11 protein-coding genes and 5 pseudogenes are annotated in these 14,558 nt (G+C 63.2%); 7 read left to right on the forward strand and 9 right to left on the reverse strand.

What is annotated here, in order from left to right:
- Positions 1-82: 82 nt before the first annotated feature.
- The 7 genes and pseudogenes from H2O14_RS22795 to H2O14_RS22825 all read right to left on the reverse strand — a co-directional run bounded on the left by H2O14_RS22795 (position 83) and on the right by H2O14_RS22825 (position 7,197).
- Entirely contained in the window at positions 83-1,123 is a 1,041-nt protein-coding gene (locus H2O14_RS22795) for a heme-dependent oxidative N-demethylase family protein (protein WP_182829690.1), read from the reverse strand.
- 29 nt (positions 1,124-1,152) lie between these two features.
- A pseudogene (locus tag H2O14_RS22800) lies at positions 1,153-2,111 on the reverse strand (PDR/VanB family oxidoreductase).
- On the reverse strand, positions 2,108-2,713 hold the full coding sequence (locus H2O14_RS22805) for a dimethylamine monooxygenase subunit DmmA family protein (RefSeq protein WP_182829691.1): 606 nt from the start codon (positions 2,711-2,713) through the stop codon (positions 2,108-2,110). Before H2O14_RS22805 ends, H2O14_RS22800 begins: the two are co-directional and overlap by 4 nt.
- Before the next feature lie 10 nt (positions 2,714-2,723).
- Positions 2,724-3,857 carry an aminomethyltransferase family protein gene (locus H2O14_RS22810; protein WP_182829692.1) on the reverse strand — a complete coding sequence of 378 codons (1,134 nt, stop codon included), beginning with the start codon at positions 3,855-3,857 and terminating at the stop codon, positions 2,724-2,726.
- A gap of 204 nt (positions 3,858-4,061) precedes the next feature.
- Positions 4,062-5,588 carry a tripartite tricarboxylate transporter permease gene (locus H2O14_RS22815; RefSeq protein ID WP_182829693.1) on the reverse strand — a complete coding sequence of 509 codons (1,527 nt, stop codon included), beginning with the start codon at positions 5,586-5,588 and terminating at the stop codon, positions 4,062-4,064.
- A gap of 27 nt (positions 5,589-5,615) precedes the next feature.
- Entirely contained in the window at positions 5,616-6,086 is a 471-nt protein-coding gene (locus H2O14_RS22820) for a tripartite tricarboxylate transporter TctB family protein (RefSeq protein WP_182829694.1), read from the reverse strand.
- Positions 6,087-6,222: 136 nt separating this feature from the next.
- Positions 6,223-7,197, reverse strand: coding sequence for a Bug family tripartite tricarboxylate transporter substrate binding protein (locus tag H2O14_RS22825; protein ID WP_182829695.1), 975 nt, complete (start codon positions 7,195-7,197; stop codon positions 6,223-6,225).
- A gap of 244 nt (positions 7,198-7,441) precedes the next feature.
- Here H2O14_RS22825 and H2O14_RS22830 point away from each other — a divergent pair, with 244 nt between their 5' ends.
- The 4 genes from H2O14_RS22830 to H2O14_RS22840 are packed head-to-tail and all read left to right on the forward strand — an operon-like array spanning position 7,442 to position 10,584.
- Complete coding sequence (locus H2O14_RS22830) at positions 7,442-8,119, forward strand: response regulator transcription factor (RefSeq protein ID WP_182829696.1); 678 nt, start codon at positions 7,442-7,444, stop codon at positions 8,117-8,119.
- The gene (locus H2O14_RS22835) at positions 8,106-9,497 is read left to right on the forward strand and encodes a sensor histidine kinase (protein WP_182829697.1); all 1,392 of its coding nucleotides are present in this window, start codon (positions 8,106-8,108) and stop codon (positions 9,495-9,497) included. The genes H2O14_RS22830 and H2O14_RS22835 overlap by 14 nt, the downstream gene beginning before the upstream one ends.
- Entirely contained in the window at positions 9,494-9,808 is a 315-nt protein-coding gene (locus tag H2O14_RS27970; RefSeq protein ID WP_246697725.1) for a hypothetical protein, read from the forward strand. Before H2O14_RS22835 ends, H2O14_RS27970 begins: the two co-directional genes overlap by 4 nt.
- Positions 9,805-10,584, forward strand: a complete 780-nt coding sequence (locus H2O14_RS22840) for an ABC transporter substrate-binding protein (protein ID WP_312858700.1) — start codon at positions 9,805-9,807, stop codon at positions 10,582-10,584. Before H2O14_RS27970 ends, H2O14_RS22840 begins: the two co-directional genes overlap by 4 nt.
- Before the next feature lie 6 nt (positions 10,585-10,590).
- Here the strand turns inward: H2O14_RS22840 and H2O14_RS22845 are convergent, their stop codons facing one another.
- Positions 10,591-11,070, reverse strand: a complete 480-nt coding sequence (locus H2O14_RS22845; RefSeq protein ID WP_182829698.1) for a class I SAM-dependent methyltransferase — start codon at positions 11,068-11,070, stop codon at positions 10,591-10,593.
- A 125-nt stretch (positions 11,071-11,195) separates the two neighbouring features.
- Between H2O14_RS22845 and H2O14_RS22850 the strand changes: the two are divergent.
- The 3 pseudogenes from H2O14_RS22850 (at position 11,196) to H2O14_RS28620 (ending at position 13,239) form a co-directional block, all read left to right on the forward strand.
- A pseudogene (locus H2O14_RS22850) lies at positions 11,196-12,049 on the forward strand (FkbM family methyltransferase).
- A 55-nt stretch (positions 12,050-12,104) separates the two neighbouring features.
- A pseudogene (locus tag H2O14_RS28615) lies at positions 12,105-12,560 on the forward strand (DUF3095 family protein); the annotation flags it as partial.
- A gap of 11 nt (positions 12,561-12,571) precedes the next feature.
- Positions 12,572-13,239: pseudogene (locus H2O14_RS28620) on the forward strand (DUF3095 family protein).
- Between the two features lie 12 nt (positions 13,240-13,251).
- On the opposite strand, the pseudogene H2O14_RS22860 reads toward H2O14_RS28620, so the two are convergent.
- A pseudogene (locus H2O14_RS22860) lies at positions 13,252-14,534 on the reverse strand (nucleotide sugar dehydrogenase).
- Positions 14,535-14,558 lie beyond the last annotated feature (24 nt).

Consider the following 14,558-nt stretch of genomic DNA (forward strand, 5'->3'; position numbering starts at 1 on the left):
TCACTGCAACTTTCGTCATGGGATTTCCCCCTCTTCTAGCATTGAGATTTCGAAATCGTCGGCCATCCCAGGGGAGGGTCGATCAGTCGGGAAAGATGCCGGGACTGGTCGGCGCGCCATCATCATGCCGCGACAGCCACTCTATCGTCGTGTCGCGAAAGCGGGTCAGCCCCTTGTAGTCGACGAGTTCCGGCGGCAGCGTCTTGAGGACGCGGTGGAAGCGCCGCGCCCATTTCGGCACCGTCACCAGTTCTTCCATGTTCATGAGATAGCAGCGGATCACGAACAGGATGGCGTTGGAGCGCGGCAGCCGCCACAGGCTCTGCAACTCCACGCGCAGATGCACCTTCTCGCCGACATTCTCGGGAGTGACCGTCGTGCGGTCCTTGCCCCATTTGGGATAATTCTCCGGGCTGGTGTCGAGGCGCGGATTGATGGTCATCGTCCAGTTGAAGCGCCGTGTCGGCTGACCCTGCTGAAGGTTGAGCAGAAATTTCAGCGCACGCTCGAAGACGCCGATCTGATGGGCGAGCGGCACCGGCCCATGCCATTCCATGAAATTCATGCCGATATCGAAATCAAGCGACCAATCGGCCTGAGTGGTCACCATGCCAGCGTCCATCCAGAGATTTCCGTCGCGCTGGTCGACGATGCAGAAATCGCCTTGCGCCTGACGGGTGATGTATTCCAGCGGCTCATAGGGCAGGGTGGTCGGATCGCCGAAGGTGAACGCATCGTCGATCCCGAGCGGTCGATTGATCCAGCGCCAGCGGTCGCCGTCCTTGGTGAGCGAAAAATGCTCGGGGTAGCCGGCGGACTGCTGCTCCATCAAGAGTTCCAGCGTGTCCCATTGAGCCTGCATCATATGCGGCAGCGCCTGATAACGCAGCGGATCTTCCTTGAGCACCATCGCCCGATCGGCCATTTCGGAGACATAGTGCTCGTCGACGTCGATCAGGCTTTCGAAGACGGTGCCCGCTCTGCCCTTCACATGCGGCTCCATATTGACCGAATACATGTAGCCGTCCTCGTGGAACGGGAAGGGGAAGCGCCGAATGTTGCCCGGGCTGTTGCGATAGGTGAAGTCGTTGCGGAAAGTTTCCTGCTTGAAAACGATGGCCATGGATCGGGCCTCCTTGCGCTCGGGCGCCGTCAGAGATCGAGTTGCAGCCGCGTCCCCTCGAAGCGGGAGACGCAGAGCATGATTTTTTTACCCGACGCCTTTTCGGCATCGGTCAGGAACACGTCGTTGTGCATGATCACGCCGTCGCAGGCCGAGACTGATGTCTCGCATTGCCCGCAGGCGCCGCCGCGACAGAGATAGGGGCGTCGACTCCCGCCGCCTCCAGCGCCTCCAGAATGCTCTCATGCGCGCCGACCGGAACCGAGACGCCGCTGCGCAGGAGATCCACCGAGAAGGGCTTGCCCGGCGGCGGCGCGAGGAAGCGTTCGGAGTGTAGATTGTGCGCCGGCCAGCCAGCCTCGAGACCGGCGGCGAGGACAGCGTCGATCATGCCGCCGGGACCGCAGACATAGAGATGCGAGCCGAGCGGCTGGCGGGCGAACAGCGCATCGAGCGAGATCGCCGATCCCTCCTCGTCGACATAGATCTTGACTCGGTGGCCGTAGCGGGCGGCCAGATCCTGGCAATAGGCGCCGCGGCTTCGCGATCGGACGGCGTAGTGAAGCTCAAAGGCAATGTTTTCGCGGTCGAACTGCGCCATCATAGCGAGGAAGGGCGTGATGCCGATGCCGCCGGCGACGAGGATATGCTTGCGGCCGCGCCAATCCGGCTGAAACAGGTTCACCGGCTGGCTGATGGTGAGCACCTCGCCTTCATGAACCCGGTCATGCATGAAGATGGAGCCGCCGCGCGATTGCGGCACGCGCAACACGCTGATTTCATAGGCGGAGGTGTCGGCCGGATCCGACATCAGCGAATAGGCGTTGCGCCGGATATGATCATAATCGCGCATCGCCACCACGACATGGGCGCCGCCGGAAAAGACCGGCAAGGGTTTGCCTTCGACATGTTCGAAGCGGAAGCGCTTCACACCTTCTGCAACAGGTTCGACATGGGTCACGCGAACGGAAAGATCGGTCTTGGTCATAAAAACAACGCCTCCGGCTCCGGCGTGACGCCTGGCTCTTCCGCGTCGACGCAGACGCCCTGAAAGGCGCCGAGCCGTCGCGAATAATGATCGCGAACGAGGAGAGACAGGCCGCAATGGCTGCAGGTGAAGGGCGTCGTGGTCACGTCTTCGGTGACGCCTTTGCAATGGACGCATTGAACGCGGCGGGCGAGCGAGCCGCGATGTTCTGTGGGGATGGTCGAATAATCCATGCCCTGGTCGAGCGCGAGCTGCATCGCCTTGCCGATGAAACCTTCCGTGCCGGCGATGTAGAGCCTTGTTCCCATATGCGCGACGGCCAGCATGGCTCTCAGCCGGAACAGCAATGTCTCCACTGTCGGCGCAATCCAGGCGACATCGGCGCCGAGCGCCGAGAGCGCATCGGCATGTCCTTCGCGCGCGGAGCCTCGGGCGACATAGAGGATCTCGGTCGACGCCAGCATCGCCGGCGTCAGCGTGGGTCTCTGCTCGAGCAGCGCCCGTGCGCCCTCGCCTTCCAGGACGAAGATGTGCCGGCGCGCGCGCGGGTCGGCCGCAATCCCGTGATAGACTGGACGGCTCTTGATGCCTTCAACCAACATGACGCGATCCTCAGCCGATCGCCGTGCGCTTTTTCTTCTCGGGATCGTCGAAGGGCAACTGATGCGCGATCGCTTTGGCCTGCATCGTCTTTCCCTTGACCTCGAGCGGCGTTCCGTGAACCGCCTTGTCGACGTCGAGACGGGCGATCGCCATGCTCTTCTTGGTGAGCGTCGAATAGCTCGGGCAGGTGATGACGCCCACTTTCTTGCCGTCGGCCCAGACTTCGTCGCCGAGATCAGCCGGGCCATCGGCCTCGATCAGCATGCCGTAGATCTTGAAGCGTTCCTTGCCCTTGAGGCGGGCATGTTCTTCCGCGCCGCGGAAACCGGTCTTGCCGGGGCTGACGGTGAAGTCGAGGCCGAGCTCCCACAGGCTGTCGCCCGGCTGTTCATTGGCGAAGGGATACATCTGCGAATTGTCATAGGGATAGAACAGCAGGTAGCTTTCCACCCGCAGCATGTCGAGCACACTGAAGCAGCAGGGGATGATGCCCATATCCGCGCCCTCGGCGAGGATCGTGTCCCATACTTTGCCCGCATCCTGGCCGCGCACGAAAATTTCGTAGCCGCGCTCGCCGGTGTAGCCGGTGCGGGAGATCATCACCGGCGCGCCGAACAAGGTCGTCTGCATGTGATGGAAATATTTGAGATCGCGGATGCCGGGCACATGTTTGGCGAGGAAATCGACCGCCAGCGGCCCCTGCAGCGAAAGATCGTGAAGGTCGTCGTCGAAAAGAACGGCGCAGTTGCGGCCTGCGGCCTGCTTGATCACTTCCTCATGGGCCGAGCCGGACCCATGCACCAGCATCCAGGAATTGGGGCCGGTGCGATAGACGATGCAATCATCGGTGAAATGGCCGCGATCGTTGAGCATGGCGGCATAGACGGAGCGGCCGGGATAGATCTTTCCCATATCGCGCGTGGTGATATAGTCGAGCACGGCAATGGCGTGCGGGCCGACCAGATGGACCTTCTTGAGGCCTGAGACATCCATCAACCCCGCTTTGGTGCGGATCGCCACATGTTCGGCGTAAATGTCCTTGTCATAGGTCCATGCCGTACCCATGCCGCTCCAGTCTTCGAGCTTGGAGCCGAGCGCGCGATGTCGTTCTGCGAGCGCGGAGAAGCGCCAGGAAAGAGTCATTGTAGTTCCCCATGCTTTACCGCACTTTACTGTGCGGAATAATTATTTCCTCACTATAGAGCGAATTTGGCGGCTGGCAAGCACCCATCGAGCCAAAATCTACCAAGGTCGCAGAGGGGGTGGAGAGGTCATTGCATGCTCCCCAATGAAAAGCCGGGCCGCATGGAGCGACCCGGCCGAAACAATTGATGGAACGATAAGATCTTACTGCGCTGCGGCGGACGCAGTCGCCGCGGCCGCGTTCAAACGACGCTTGGCGCGACGGGCGAGGAAGATCGGCAGCACGGCGACCAAGGCCGCGAGGCACCAGAGAACGATGGAGATGGTGCTTTCGAACAGGATCGACACGTCGCCGCCGCTGATCGCCAGGGCGTTGCGCAGGTTGACTTCCATGACCCGTCCGAGAACGAAGCCGAGAATGATCGGCGCCATATCGAAGCCTGCCTTTCTGAGCAGCCAGCCCGCCATGCCGATCGCCAGCATCAGATAGATCGAGAAGACCGAGGCATGCGTGGAATAGACGCCGACGATGGAGAGAACCAGGATGCCGGGCACCAGCAGCCAGTTCGGCATGGTCAGCACGCGGGCGAAGATGTTGACCAGCGGCAGGTTGAGCGCGAGCAGGATGAAGTTGCCGACGAACAGCGAGGCGACGAGACCGCCGACGATCTCGGGCCGTTCGACCATCAGCATAGGGCCGGGCTGGATGTTGTAGAGCATCAGCGCGCCGAGCATGACGGCGGTGGTGCCCGAACCCGGCACGCCGAGCGTCAGCATCGGCACGAAGGCGCCGCAGGCGGTGGCGTTGTTGGCGGCTTCGGGGGCGGCGAGACCGCGCACGTCGCCCTTGCCGAAGGTGCCTTCGGTGTCGGAAATGCGCTTTTCCGTGGTGTAGGAGACGGCGCTCGACACGGACGCTCCGGTGCCCGGCAGCACGCCGACGACGAAGCCGATGACCGAGCCGCGCAGTGTCGCGCCCGTGCATTTGACGATGTCGCTCATCCGCGCGGTCATCCGGCCGAGTTCGCGGATCACGGTCATGCCGCGGCCCTGATGCTCCAAGATAATCAGCGCTTCGGATATCGAGAACAGGCCGATGACCAACACCACGAATTCGATGCCGTCGCCCAGTTCAGGCTCGTTGAAGGTGAAGCGATAGGCGCCGGAGGTGGCGTCGAGACCAACGGTCGCCAGCATCAGGCCGAGCACGCAGCCGATCAGCGTCTTGGCGGGCGCGCTGCCGACCATCGAGCCGAGGGTCGCGAAGGCGAAGACCATCAGCACGAAATATTCGGCCGGCCCGAAGCCGATCGCGAGCCCCGAGAGGAGCGGCGCGAAGAATGCCAAGCCAACAGTGCCCAGGATGCCGCCGACGAAGGACGATAGGCCGGACAACGCCAGCGCCTCTCCGGCGCGGCCCTGTTTGGCCATGGGATAGCCGTCCATCGCCGTCATCACCGCGCCGGCGTCGCCGGGCACGTTGAGCAGGATGGAGGAGATGCGTCCGCCATATTCCGCCCCGCAATAGATCGCGGCGAGCAGGATCATCGTGCTCTCGGCGGGAAGGCCCATCGTATAGGCGATGGGGAGAAGAAGCGCGATGCCGTTGATCGGGCCGATGGCGGGCAGCGCGCCGACCATGGTGCCGATGAAGCAGCCGACCAGGCCGATGATCAGGTTTTGCCAGGTCAACGCGACCGCGAAGCCTTGCCAGAGATAATCGAGATTCATGGCGAATGTCCTTTCAGGTCGGCTCGCTCAGCCGAACAACATGCCGGCGGGCAGATAGACTTCGAGGAGATAGGAGAAGATGAGCCACCAGAGCGCGGCATGCCCGATGGCGCCGATCAGCGCGAGCTTCAGCGGCGCGCCGAAGATGTAGCCGGTTCCGAGCGTCAGCACGAAGATCGAGGCGGCGAAGCCCGCGGGTTCGAACAGCGCGATCGAAATGACGGTCAACACCGGAATGGCGAGCACCTTGACGAGCAGCGGACCGGTCGGGAAGCCCTCGCAGGCGCCGGGTTTCAGAAAGTAGAAGATCGAAAGACCTGCAAGCACGACGGCGAGCGCCACCGGAAAGACGCGCGGCCCCAACGGATCGGAGGCGAAGGCGTATTCGATCACGCTGCCGCCGAGGCCGTAGACCAGAGCGAGAGCGATGAGAATGAGGGCTGCGATGCGGCCGGTGAGACGCGCGGCGCGCGCAGAGGGCTGATGGGAGTCCGACATCGGCTGGCTCCGGTATGGCTAGAGAAACATGTTCAGAATCTGGGGATCGCACGGCGATCCTGGTCTCCTCCATGCCCCGGCCGCCTCAGCGACGGCCGGGGCGCGCCCCTGGCTCGGGAGGAGGAGAGGGGCTCGATTACATCCCGGCTTCCTTGGCGAGGATCTTGAAGCGGGCGACGTCGGACTTCACACGATCCTCGAAATCCTTGCCGAGCAGGGTGAATTCGAACAGGCCGCGCTCTTCGCGCTCCTTGGCGAATTCCGGCGTTTTGGAAGCGGTCTCGAACGCCTTCACCCACCAGTCGTAATCGGCCTGGGAAACGTCCTTGCCGACATAATAGCCGCGCCAGACCGGCCAATCGATGTCGAAACCCTGCTCCTTGGCGGTCGGCACATTGGCCAGTTCGCCCGGCAGGCGTTCGGACGACATTACCGCGAGGATGCGGACTTTGCCGGCGACATGGTGCTTGACCATTTCGGCCGCGTCGCCGGAGCCGACCTTGACATGGCCGCCTTCGAGCGCGGTCAGCACGGCGCCGCCGCCTTCGAGCGCGACGTAACGCATGCTCTTCGGATCCTGGCCGGCGGCCTTGGCGAGCAGCGAGCCCTTCATCCAGTCCTGCGAACCGACGGCGCCGCCGCCGGCGATGGCGAAGCTGGAGGGATCCGCCTTGTAGGCTTCCACGAGTTCGCCGAGCGTCTTGTAAGGCGCATCGGCGGCGACGACGAGCACGCCGTAATCGGCGCCGAGCGCGCCGAGCCAGCGAACGGCCGTTTCGTCATATTTGCCGAACTTTCCCTGGGCGATCAGCAGCGCTGAGCCCGAAGAGGCGGCGGTGATCAGACTGCCGTCATGGGCGCGCTTGCCGATCACATGGTTGTAGGCCACGGCGCCCACGCCGCCTTCCATATAGGTTACGGCCATGGGCTTGGAGATCTGCTTGGTGGCGAGCAATGAATTGGCGGCAAGGCGGCAAGTCAGGTCGAAGCCGCCGCCGGGCTTGGCGCCCGCCAGGCATTCGGGCTTGGCGGGTTCTGCAAAAGCGGACGAAGCGGCGCCGAGTGCGGCGAGGCTGGCTCCGACGAAAGCGGCGGCGAAAAATCTCTTCATCATGTCTCTCCCAATGGCGTGATCTCCGGGAGAAGCCGCGCAAAGACAGGCCCTGTTCGAACCGTCTTTCACAGCGATTTTGATGGTGCTCCTCCCCGGAGCGGCTCCTCCTCTCGGAGCCGATAACGATCCATTAACCCGCAAACCTGTCATCTTGCTGTCATGGCGCCGCAGCATGGAAATGCCGCGTATGGAGCGTTTCAGGCGGCTTGATCGCGCCTTCCGACCGTGACAGCATAGGCGGATGCGCATTCTCCTGGTTGAAGACACACATGACGTCGGCGAGGCCATCTGCCGCCGTTTCCAATCGACGGGCCACACCGTCGACTGGGAAACCGACGGCGCGGCGGCGGCCGACATTCTCGACTTTACCGATTACGACCTGGTGATTCTGGATGTCATGCTGCCGGGCTTGGATGGGTTTTCCATCCTGCGCCGCCTTCGCAAGGACAAGAGCAGCGTGCCGGTGCTGGTGCTGACCGCGCGCTCCGAGATCGACGATCGGGTCAGCGCGCTGGATCTCGGCGCCGACGACTATCTGGTCAAGCCCTTCGATTTCCGCGAACTCGAGGCGCGGGCGCGGGTGCTTCTCCGGCGTCGCAGCGGCGGCGAAGCCACGAACATCATCATGTGCGGCGATGTTAGTCTCGACCGGGCCAACAGGAGCGTCAAGGTCGGCAAGCGGGAAGTGCAACTCAAACGCCGGGAGATGACCCTGCTCGAAGTGCTGGCCTCCCGGCCGGGCAAAATCTTCAGCAAGGAGGAATTGCTGGATCGCTTGTTCGGCTTCGAGGAAGCGGCGGGGCCGAACGCCATCGAGCTCTATGTCGGACGTTTGCGCAAGAAGCTGGAAGGCGCGAGCGCCCGCATTGTCACCCAGCGCGGGGTCGGCTATCAGCTGGTGTCCGATGAGCCTGCTTAAGGATTCGCTGTTTTCACGCCTGATGACGCGGGTGGCCGCCGTCCTCGCTTTGGGCGCAGCCGCTCTGGTGACGGCCGCATGGTTCTACGCTCGCGCCGCCGCCGACGACGCCTATGACCGACTGCTTCTGGGCGCCGCCTTCCAGATGTCCGACAGCCTGATCATCACGGGCGGGGAGCTGAATTTCGAATTGCCTCCTTCGGCCTTCGATCTCCTCGGCCTCGCCCAGCGCGACCGTATCTTTTACAGGGTGATAGATCCGCAAGGGCAAACCCTGACCGGCTATCCCGACCTGAGCACGCGGGCAGGACTCGACCAAAGCCGCGCCGGGCCTCGGCTGGAAAATGGCCAGTATCGCGGCGCCGCGGTTCGCATCGTCACCGTGGCGAGGGCTTTGACGCAGGCGTCGGGGCCGGGCTGGACCTATGTGATGGTGGCGCAGACGACCGAAGCGAGGCAGTCGCTCGCCGCTGAACTCACCTGGCGGGCGGTGATCCTCGTCGGCGTCATGAGCGCGCTCGCGCTCGTCGGCTCCGCCTTTGCCGTGCGATTTTCGCTGAAACCGGTGGCCGATCTCGGTGAGGCCATCAAGGGCCGCGATACGCAGGACCTGACTCCGATCGGCGGGGCCGCGCCGCGCGAACTCCTGCCCTTCGTCGACGCCATCAATCATTTCATCCGCAGGCTCGACGAGCGGATCAAGCTGCTGCAGCGCTATGTCGCCGACAGCGCGCACCAGATCCGCACCCCTTTGACGGCGCTGTCCGCACAGGTCAGCCTCATCAACGAGGATGCGCTCGGCCCCGACGATCGCCGGCATTTGGAGCGGGTGCGCAACAGAACCGCGGAACTCGCCCGCTTCACCAACCAGCTTCTCAATCATGCGATGGTCATCCATCGCTTCGATTCGGCGCAACTGGCCTCCGTGGCGCTCAACGACGCGGCGCGGCTGGCGTTTCGAGCGGCGATTCCGATCACGGTCGATCCAGATCTCGTGGTGTCGTTCGAGCCGGCCGAAGGCAATCCGGTCGTCACGGGCGACATGCTCAGTCTGCGCGAGGCGATCGTCAACGTCATCGACAATGCGCTTCGCCACGGTGCGCGCAATCGGCTCGATGTTCGCGTCGAAATGAGCGAGGAGCGCGCGCGGGTGGTCGTGGAGGATGATGGACCCGGAATCCCGCCGTCGGAATGGGAAAACGTCACCAAACGCTTCTTCTCCTCGCGCACAGAGGGGCCCGCTTCCGGTCTCGGCTTCGCCATCGCGGCCGAAGTGGCCAATGCGCTTGGCGGCGCGATCGGCTTTCAGGAGCGGTCGGCGATCGCGCCGTTCGCAGTCTTTCTCGACCTGCCTCTTGCGAGGGAGACGCCGAGATGAACAGCCTGCGCATCTTTTTCACCGTCTTTGCAGTGTTCGTCATGTCGTCGTCGGTCGGCGCCATCGAGGGGCAACGCCAAGTCTTTCCGGCTTTGTCGGGTCAGGAAGGCGCTCGGTTGGTCATCCACGCGGCGACCGATCTGGAAGCCATGCGGCCGCTGATCCTCGACTTTCAGGAGACGGCGCCGGATCTCGCCGTCGATGTGACGGATTATGTCACAAACGATCTGTTTCGCGAGGCGCAGAAGGCCTGCGCAGACGGGGGAGAAGCGGTGATATCCTGCTGTCGTCGTCGGTCGATCAGTTGGTGAGGCTCGCCAATGACGGCTGCGCCCAGGCGCATCGGCCGCTTCCGACATCGCGCATCAAGGATTGGGCCAATTGGCGTGACGAAGTGTTCGGCTTTACTTTCGAGCCGGTGGTCTTCGTCTACGACCGCTCCAAGGTGCCGTCGGAAGATGTGCCCGACAGCCATGAGGCGCTGGTCGACCTGCTGCGACGCAATCCCTTGCGCTATCATGGCCGTATCGGCACCTATGACATCGAGGCTTCGGGCGTCGGCTATCTCCTGGCCTTCAACGATTCGCGCCAGGCGCCCACCACCTATGGCCGGCTGATCGAGAGCGTCAGCCGAGCCGCTCCGGTGATCCGCTGTTGCAACAACGAGGTTCTGGGCGAGCTGTCGAGCGGCGGGGTTCGCATCGCCTATAATGTTCTCGGCTCCTACGCCTATGCCGCGGCGCGCCTCGATCCGGATCTCGGCATCGTCGTGCCGCGCGATTACACGCTGATCCTCTCGCGCGGCGCGATGATTCCGAAAACAGCCGCCAACCCGGCGCTCGGACAGCGCTTCCTCGATTATCTGCTTTCGGAGAGAGGGCGGACGGTGGCGCGGGAGAAATCCTTCTTCTTCGCCGAGGGTAAGCCTATGCCTCCCGGCGTGGACGGGCCCGACGACCTCATGGCATCGGGCGTGGGCCGACCGATCCGGATCGGGCCTTCGCTGCTCGCCGCCCAGGACGATATACAACGCCGGCATTTCATCGGCGACTGGAAGCGGCTGATCCGCAACGATGTCAAACGCTGAGACGACCTAACGGCGTCGATAGAGGAAATAGCGACCGTCCGGCACGCCCTCGGGCTGCGGAAACGATGCAAACGCGTCGTGATCAAGCGGCAGGCCGCTGATTGCAATCCCGCCTGTGGTCAGGGCGCGCGCCATGGTTTCGGGCAGCCAGGTCAGGGTGACGGCGTCGCGGTCTGGATTACCCGTTCCGATATCGGCATGCACCACCGCGGCGGCGCCGGTGAGGTAGGGCGCGATTGTCTCCTGGATCTCGCCGACCACCATGTCCCGGTCGTCGGGCCGGGAAATCTGGTCGCGCCGCTCGTCGCGATCGAAGGCGATGATGCGCTTCTCCGGAAACAGTTCGCGCAGGTGATCATAGGTGCGTCCATTGCCGAGGCCGAGCTCGAGAACATCGCCGTCCAGACGGCGCGCGTCCTCGGCGATCGCATTTAAGATGTCGCGTTGGGCCAGCAGACGGCGGATGAAACTATCCAGGCGGCTCATGATGTCTTTTCCCCGATCACTGTTTTGTGATGCTCTAGCGCCCGGCGGCGGCATTGTCGACGCCCCGGGTGGAAGCGAGCCGCGTTTCAGGGTAGGAGCGAGCGGATAAGCAGAGGGATGCGGGTTTGAGCGGCTGGAAAAAACGTTGGAGCAAGACGAGGGATCGATGGGCGACGCGCTTTTTCGACACGCCCATGGGCCGGCGGCTGCTCATTCACGGTATCGGCGAGCGCGCTGTGTCGATGACCGTGGATTGCGGCGATCACGTCATGACCTTCTCCCCGGCCGACTATATCGGCCGCAAGATCTTCCGAAAAGGGCATTACGACCGAGATCACGTGACGAGGCTGATGGATATCCTGGCGCAGGAAGGCATCGAAACGTCCGGCGGCGTGCTGTTGGAGCTCGGGGGCAATATCGGCACGCAGACGGTGTATTTCGCGCTTGAAAAGCATTTCTCCCGCATCGTCACGGTGGAACCGGACCCACGTAATTTCGCGCTTCTCTCCGTCAATCTCGCACAAAATGGCCTGGCGGGCGAAGTCTCGGCCCTCAATTGCGCGGCGGGGAGGAACCGGGTAGTCTCGACTTCTTCCAGAACCCCGACAATCACGGCCGCAGCGGCATGATCCGGCGCAGCGCCAAGGATAGACAGATCACCGTGCCGGTGAAGCCGGTGAGCCGCCTGCTCGAAGACGCCGGAGTCGGTGAAGACGACGTGGCGCTGGTCTGGGCGGATATAGAAGGCTTCGAGCCCGTGGCGTTTCGCAGCATGCAGAACCTCCTTCAGCGTCGCGTCCCCATCCACACCGAATTCACGCCCGAGCTCTACGGACCCGCAGACAGTGCGCGGTTCCGAGATTGGCTCGGCCAATATTACGACGATTGCTGGGTGTTCATCGAGGATGACCGACGGCGGATGAAGGTGAGCGACATTCCGATCGGCGAGCGACAGTTCGATCTGTTGCTGTTGCCTTGAACGAAGATGTCAAACTGTCATCGCGTTGCGGCAGAGGCCGTGCTAAGTTTTGTCCATGCCTTTGGAACGCGTCGATCCCTTCTACAATGATGTGCCCGTCTTCACGCAGTTTTCCGGCGTGATCGATCTGGACAACTACAGGCCCTTGCCGGACGACTGGTGGCTCGCCACCGGCGATATTGTCGACTCCACCGGCGCCATCGCCGCCGGCTCCTATAAATCCGTCAATATGGCCGGCGCGGCGCTGATTTCCGCCGTGCTCAATGCGCTCGGGCATCAGGACCTTCCCTTCGTCTTCGGCGGCGACGGCGCTCTTGTCGCCTTGCCGGCCGCGGGGATCGAGAAGGCGAAGGCTGCGCTCGCCGCGCTTCGAACCTGGGCGAAGGAGGCGATGGGGCTGGAGATGCGCGCGGCCCTGGTGCCGATTCGCGATGTCCGCGCTTCGGGTCTGGATGTTCGCGTCGCCCGGTTTCGCGTGTCCGAGTTCGCCTCCTATGCGATGTTCGCTGGCGGCGGCGCGAGTTGGGCGGAAGCCCAGATGAAAAACAATCGTTACTCCGTCGACCCGCGCCGCCGGCGGGCGCTGCGCCGGATCTCGAAGGCCTGTCCTGCCGCTGGAGCCCGATCCCGGCCAGGCATGGCGCGATCGTGTCGATCATCGCGATGCCCGGTCCCGCGAATGATATGCCCGCCTTCGCGCGTCTGGTCGAAAAGATCGTGGCGATCACCGGCGGCGAAGAGCGCGACGGCCATCCCGTGCCGGCCGAGGGACCGGAGCCCAGGGCGTCCGGGGACGGCATTCGCATCGAAGGGCGCGCCGGTCCCCCGCCGGCAGGATCAAACGCTTCCTCAAGGCGGTGGCGGCGACCGTCTTCGCCTTTGCGCTGATTCGATGGAAGATCACGGTGGGGCGGTTCGACCCTGTAGTCTATCGCCGCGATGTGGCCGACAACAGCGATTTCCGCAAATTCGACGACGGGCTCAAGATGACCGTGGATATCGATTCCCGCCGTCTCGCCGAGATCGAAGCGCTTTTGCGCGACGCGGCGGCGAGAGGCGTCTGCCGCTACGGCTTGAGCAAGCAGGACGCGGCGCTGATGACCTGTATCGTGCTGACCGCGCTCGAACGGGATCACATGCATTTCATCGACGGCGCGGCCGGGGCTACGCCCGCGCCGCCGAGCATTTGAAGGCGTCTGCGCTCATGCTTTGACGATGTGATCGGCGGCGATGCCCATCCGCCCGAAGACGTTCCTTGTGTCGACGATCAGCGGCGACCACGCTGCGATGGACGCATAGTCGACGTCGTCGTGATCCGTCGCCAACAGCACCGCATCGAAGCCGCGCACCATCTCTTCGGTCAGGGGCGTCGAGGCGCGGCCCTTGAAGCAGAGATATTCGCGTGTTGCGGGAATGGACTGCACATGCGGATCATGGAAGGCGGCCTCGCCGCCGCGCGCTTCGATCAGTTCGATCAGCTTCAGCGACGGGCTTTCGCGAATATCCGGAACGTTCTTCTTGTAGGCCAGGCCCAGCACCAGCACCCGGCAGCGACTGAGCGCCCGGCCGAGCTTCATGTCGAGCGCCTCGGCCAACCGATCCACCACATAGCGCGGCATCGAGGAGTTGATCTCGCCGGCCAATTCGATGAACCGGGTCGGCAGCTCATATTCATGCGACTTCCATGTCAGGTAGAACGGATCGATCGGGATGCAATGGCCGCCGAGACCCGGGCCGGGATAAAGGCCATGTAGCCGAACGGCTTGGTCTTGGCCGCATCGACCACTTCCCAGATGTCGATACCCATGGCGTCGTAGACGACCTTGAGTTCGTTCACGAGCGCGATGTTGACGGCGCGAAAGACGTTTTCGGTGATCTTGACCGCCTCGGCCGCCGCCGTGGACGATACCGGCACGACCTTTTCAACCACCGCGCCATAGAAAGCCTGCATCAACGACGACGCCTCTGCGCCGTCGCCGGCAACGATCTTCGGGATGCTGGCGGTGCGGAAATTGCGGTTGCCGGGGTCTTCCCGCTCCGGCGAGAAGCCGAGGAAGATGTCGGTGGCGGATTTCAGGCCGGTTTTTTCGAGAATCGGGCGCACCACTTCATCAGTGGTCCCAGGATAGGTGGTCGATTCGAGAACGATCATCTGTCCTCGGCGCAAAGTCGCGGCGATCGCCTCGGTCGTCTTGACGATATAGGAGAGATCCGGAGCGCGATGCTTGGTCAGCGGCGTCGGCACGCAGATGACGATGACGTCGCAGTCTCCGAGACGCTCGAAATCCGTGGTCGCCGCAAATGCCCCCGACGCGACGTGGCCGGAAAGGGTGTCGCTTGCGACCGCCTCGATATAGGAGGAGCCGGCCTCGATCCGCACGATTTTTTCCGGATCGATATCGAAGCCGATGACGCGGAAACCTCCATGGGCGACGGCCATCGCCAAGGGCAGGCCGACATAGCCCAACCCGATGACCCCGACCATTGCGGACTTGGATGCGATCTTCTC

The sequence above is a fragment of the Rhizobium sp. G21 genome, assembly GCF_014158035.1.
Lineage (GTDB): Bacteria > Pseudomonadota > Alphaproteobacteria > Rhizobiales > Rhizobiaceae > Rhizobium_E.

What these genes read in the sequence shown, in the direction of transcription:
- H2O14_RS22795 (WP_182829690.1), bottom strand. Translation starts at nt 1,123, where the DNA reads ATGGCCATCGTTTTCAAGCAGGAAACTTTCCGCAACGACTTCACCTAT.
- H2O14_RS22805 (WP_182829691.1), bottom strand. Translation starts at nt 2,713, where the DNA reads ATGTTGGTTGAAGGCATCAAGAGCCGTCCAGTCTATCACGGGATTGCG.
- H2O14_RS22810 (WP_182829692.1), bottom strand. Translation starts at nt 3,857, where the DNA reads ATGACTCTTTCCTGGCGCTTCTCCGCGCTCGCAGAACGACATCGCGCG.
- H2O14_RS22815 (WP_182829693.1), bottom strand. Translation starts at nt 5,588, where the DNA reads ATGAATCTCGATTATCTCTGGCAAGGCTTCGCGGTCGCGTTGACCTGG.
- H2O14_RS22820 (WP_182829694.1), bottom strand. Translation starts at nt 6,086, where the DNA reads ATGTCGGACTCCCATCAGCCCTCTGCGCGCGCCGCGCGTCTCACCGGC.
- H2O14_RS22825 (WP_182829695.1), bottom strand. Translation starts at nt 7,197, where the DNA reads ATGAAGAGATTTTTCGCCGCCGCTTTCGTCGGAGCCAGCCTCGCCGCA.
- H2O14_RS22830 (WP_182829696.1), top strand. Translation starts at nt 7,442, where the DNA reads ATGCGCATTCTCCTGGTTGAAGACACACATGACGTCGGCGAGGCCATC.
- H2O14_RS22835 (WP_182829697.1), top strand. Translation starts at nt 8,106, where the DNA reads ATGAGCCTGCTTAAGGATTCGCTGTTTTCACGCCTGATGACGCGGGTG.
- H2O14_RS27970 (WP_246697725.1), top strand. Translation starts at nt 9,494, where the DNA reads ATGAACAGCCTGCGCATCTTTTTCACCGTCTTTGCAGTGTTCGTCATG.
- H2O14_RS22845 (WP_182829698.1), bottom strand. Translation starts at nt 11,070, where the DNA reads ATGAGCCGCCTGGATAGTTTCATCCGCCGTCTGCTGGCCCAACGCGAC.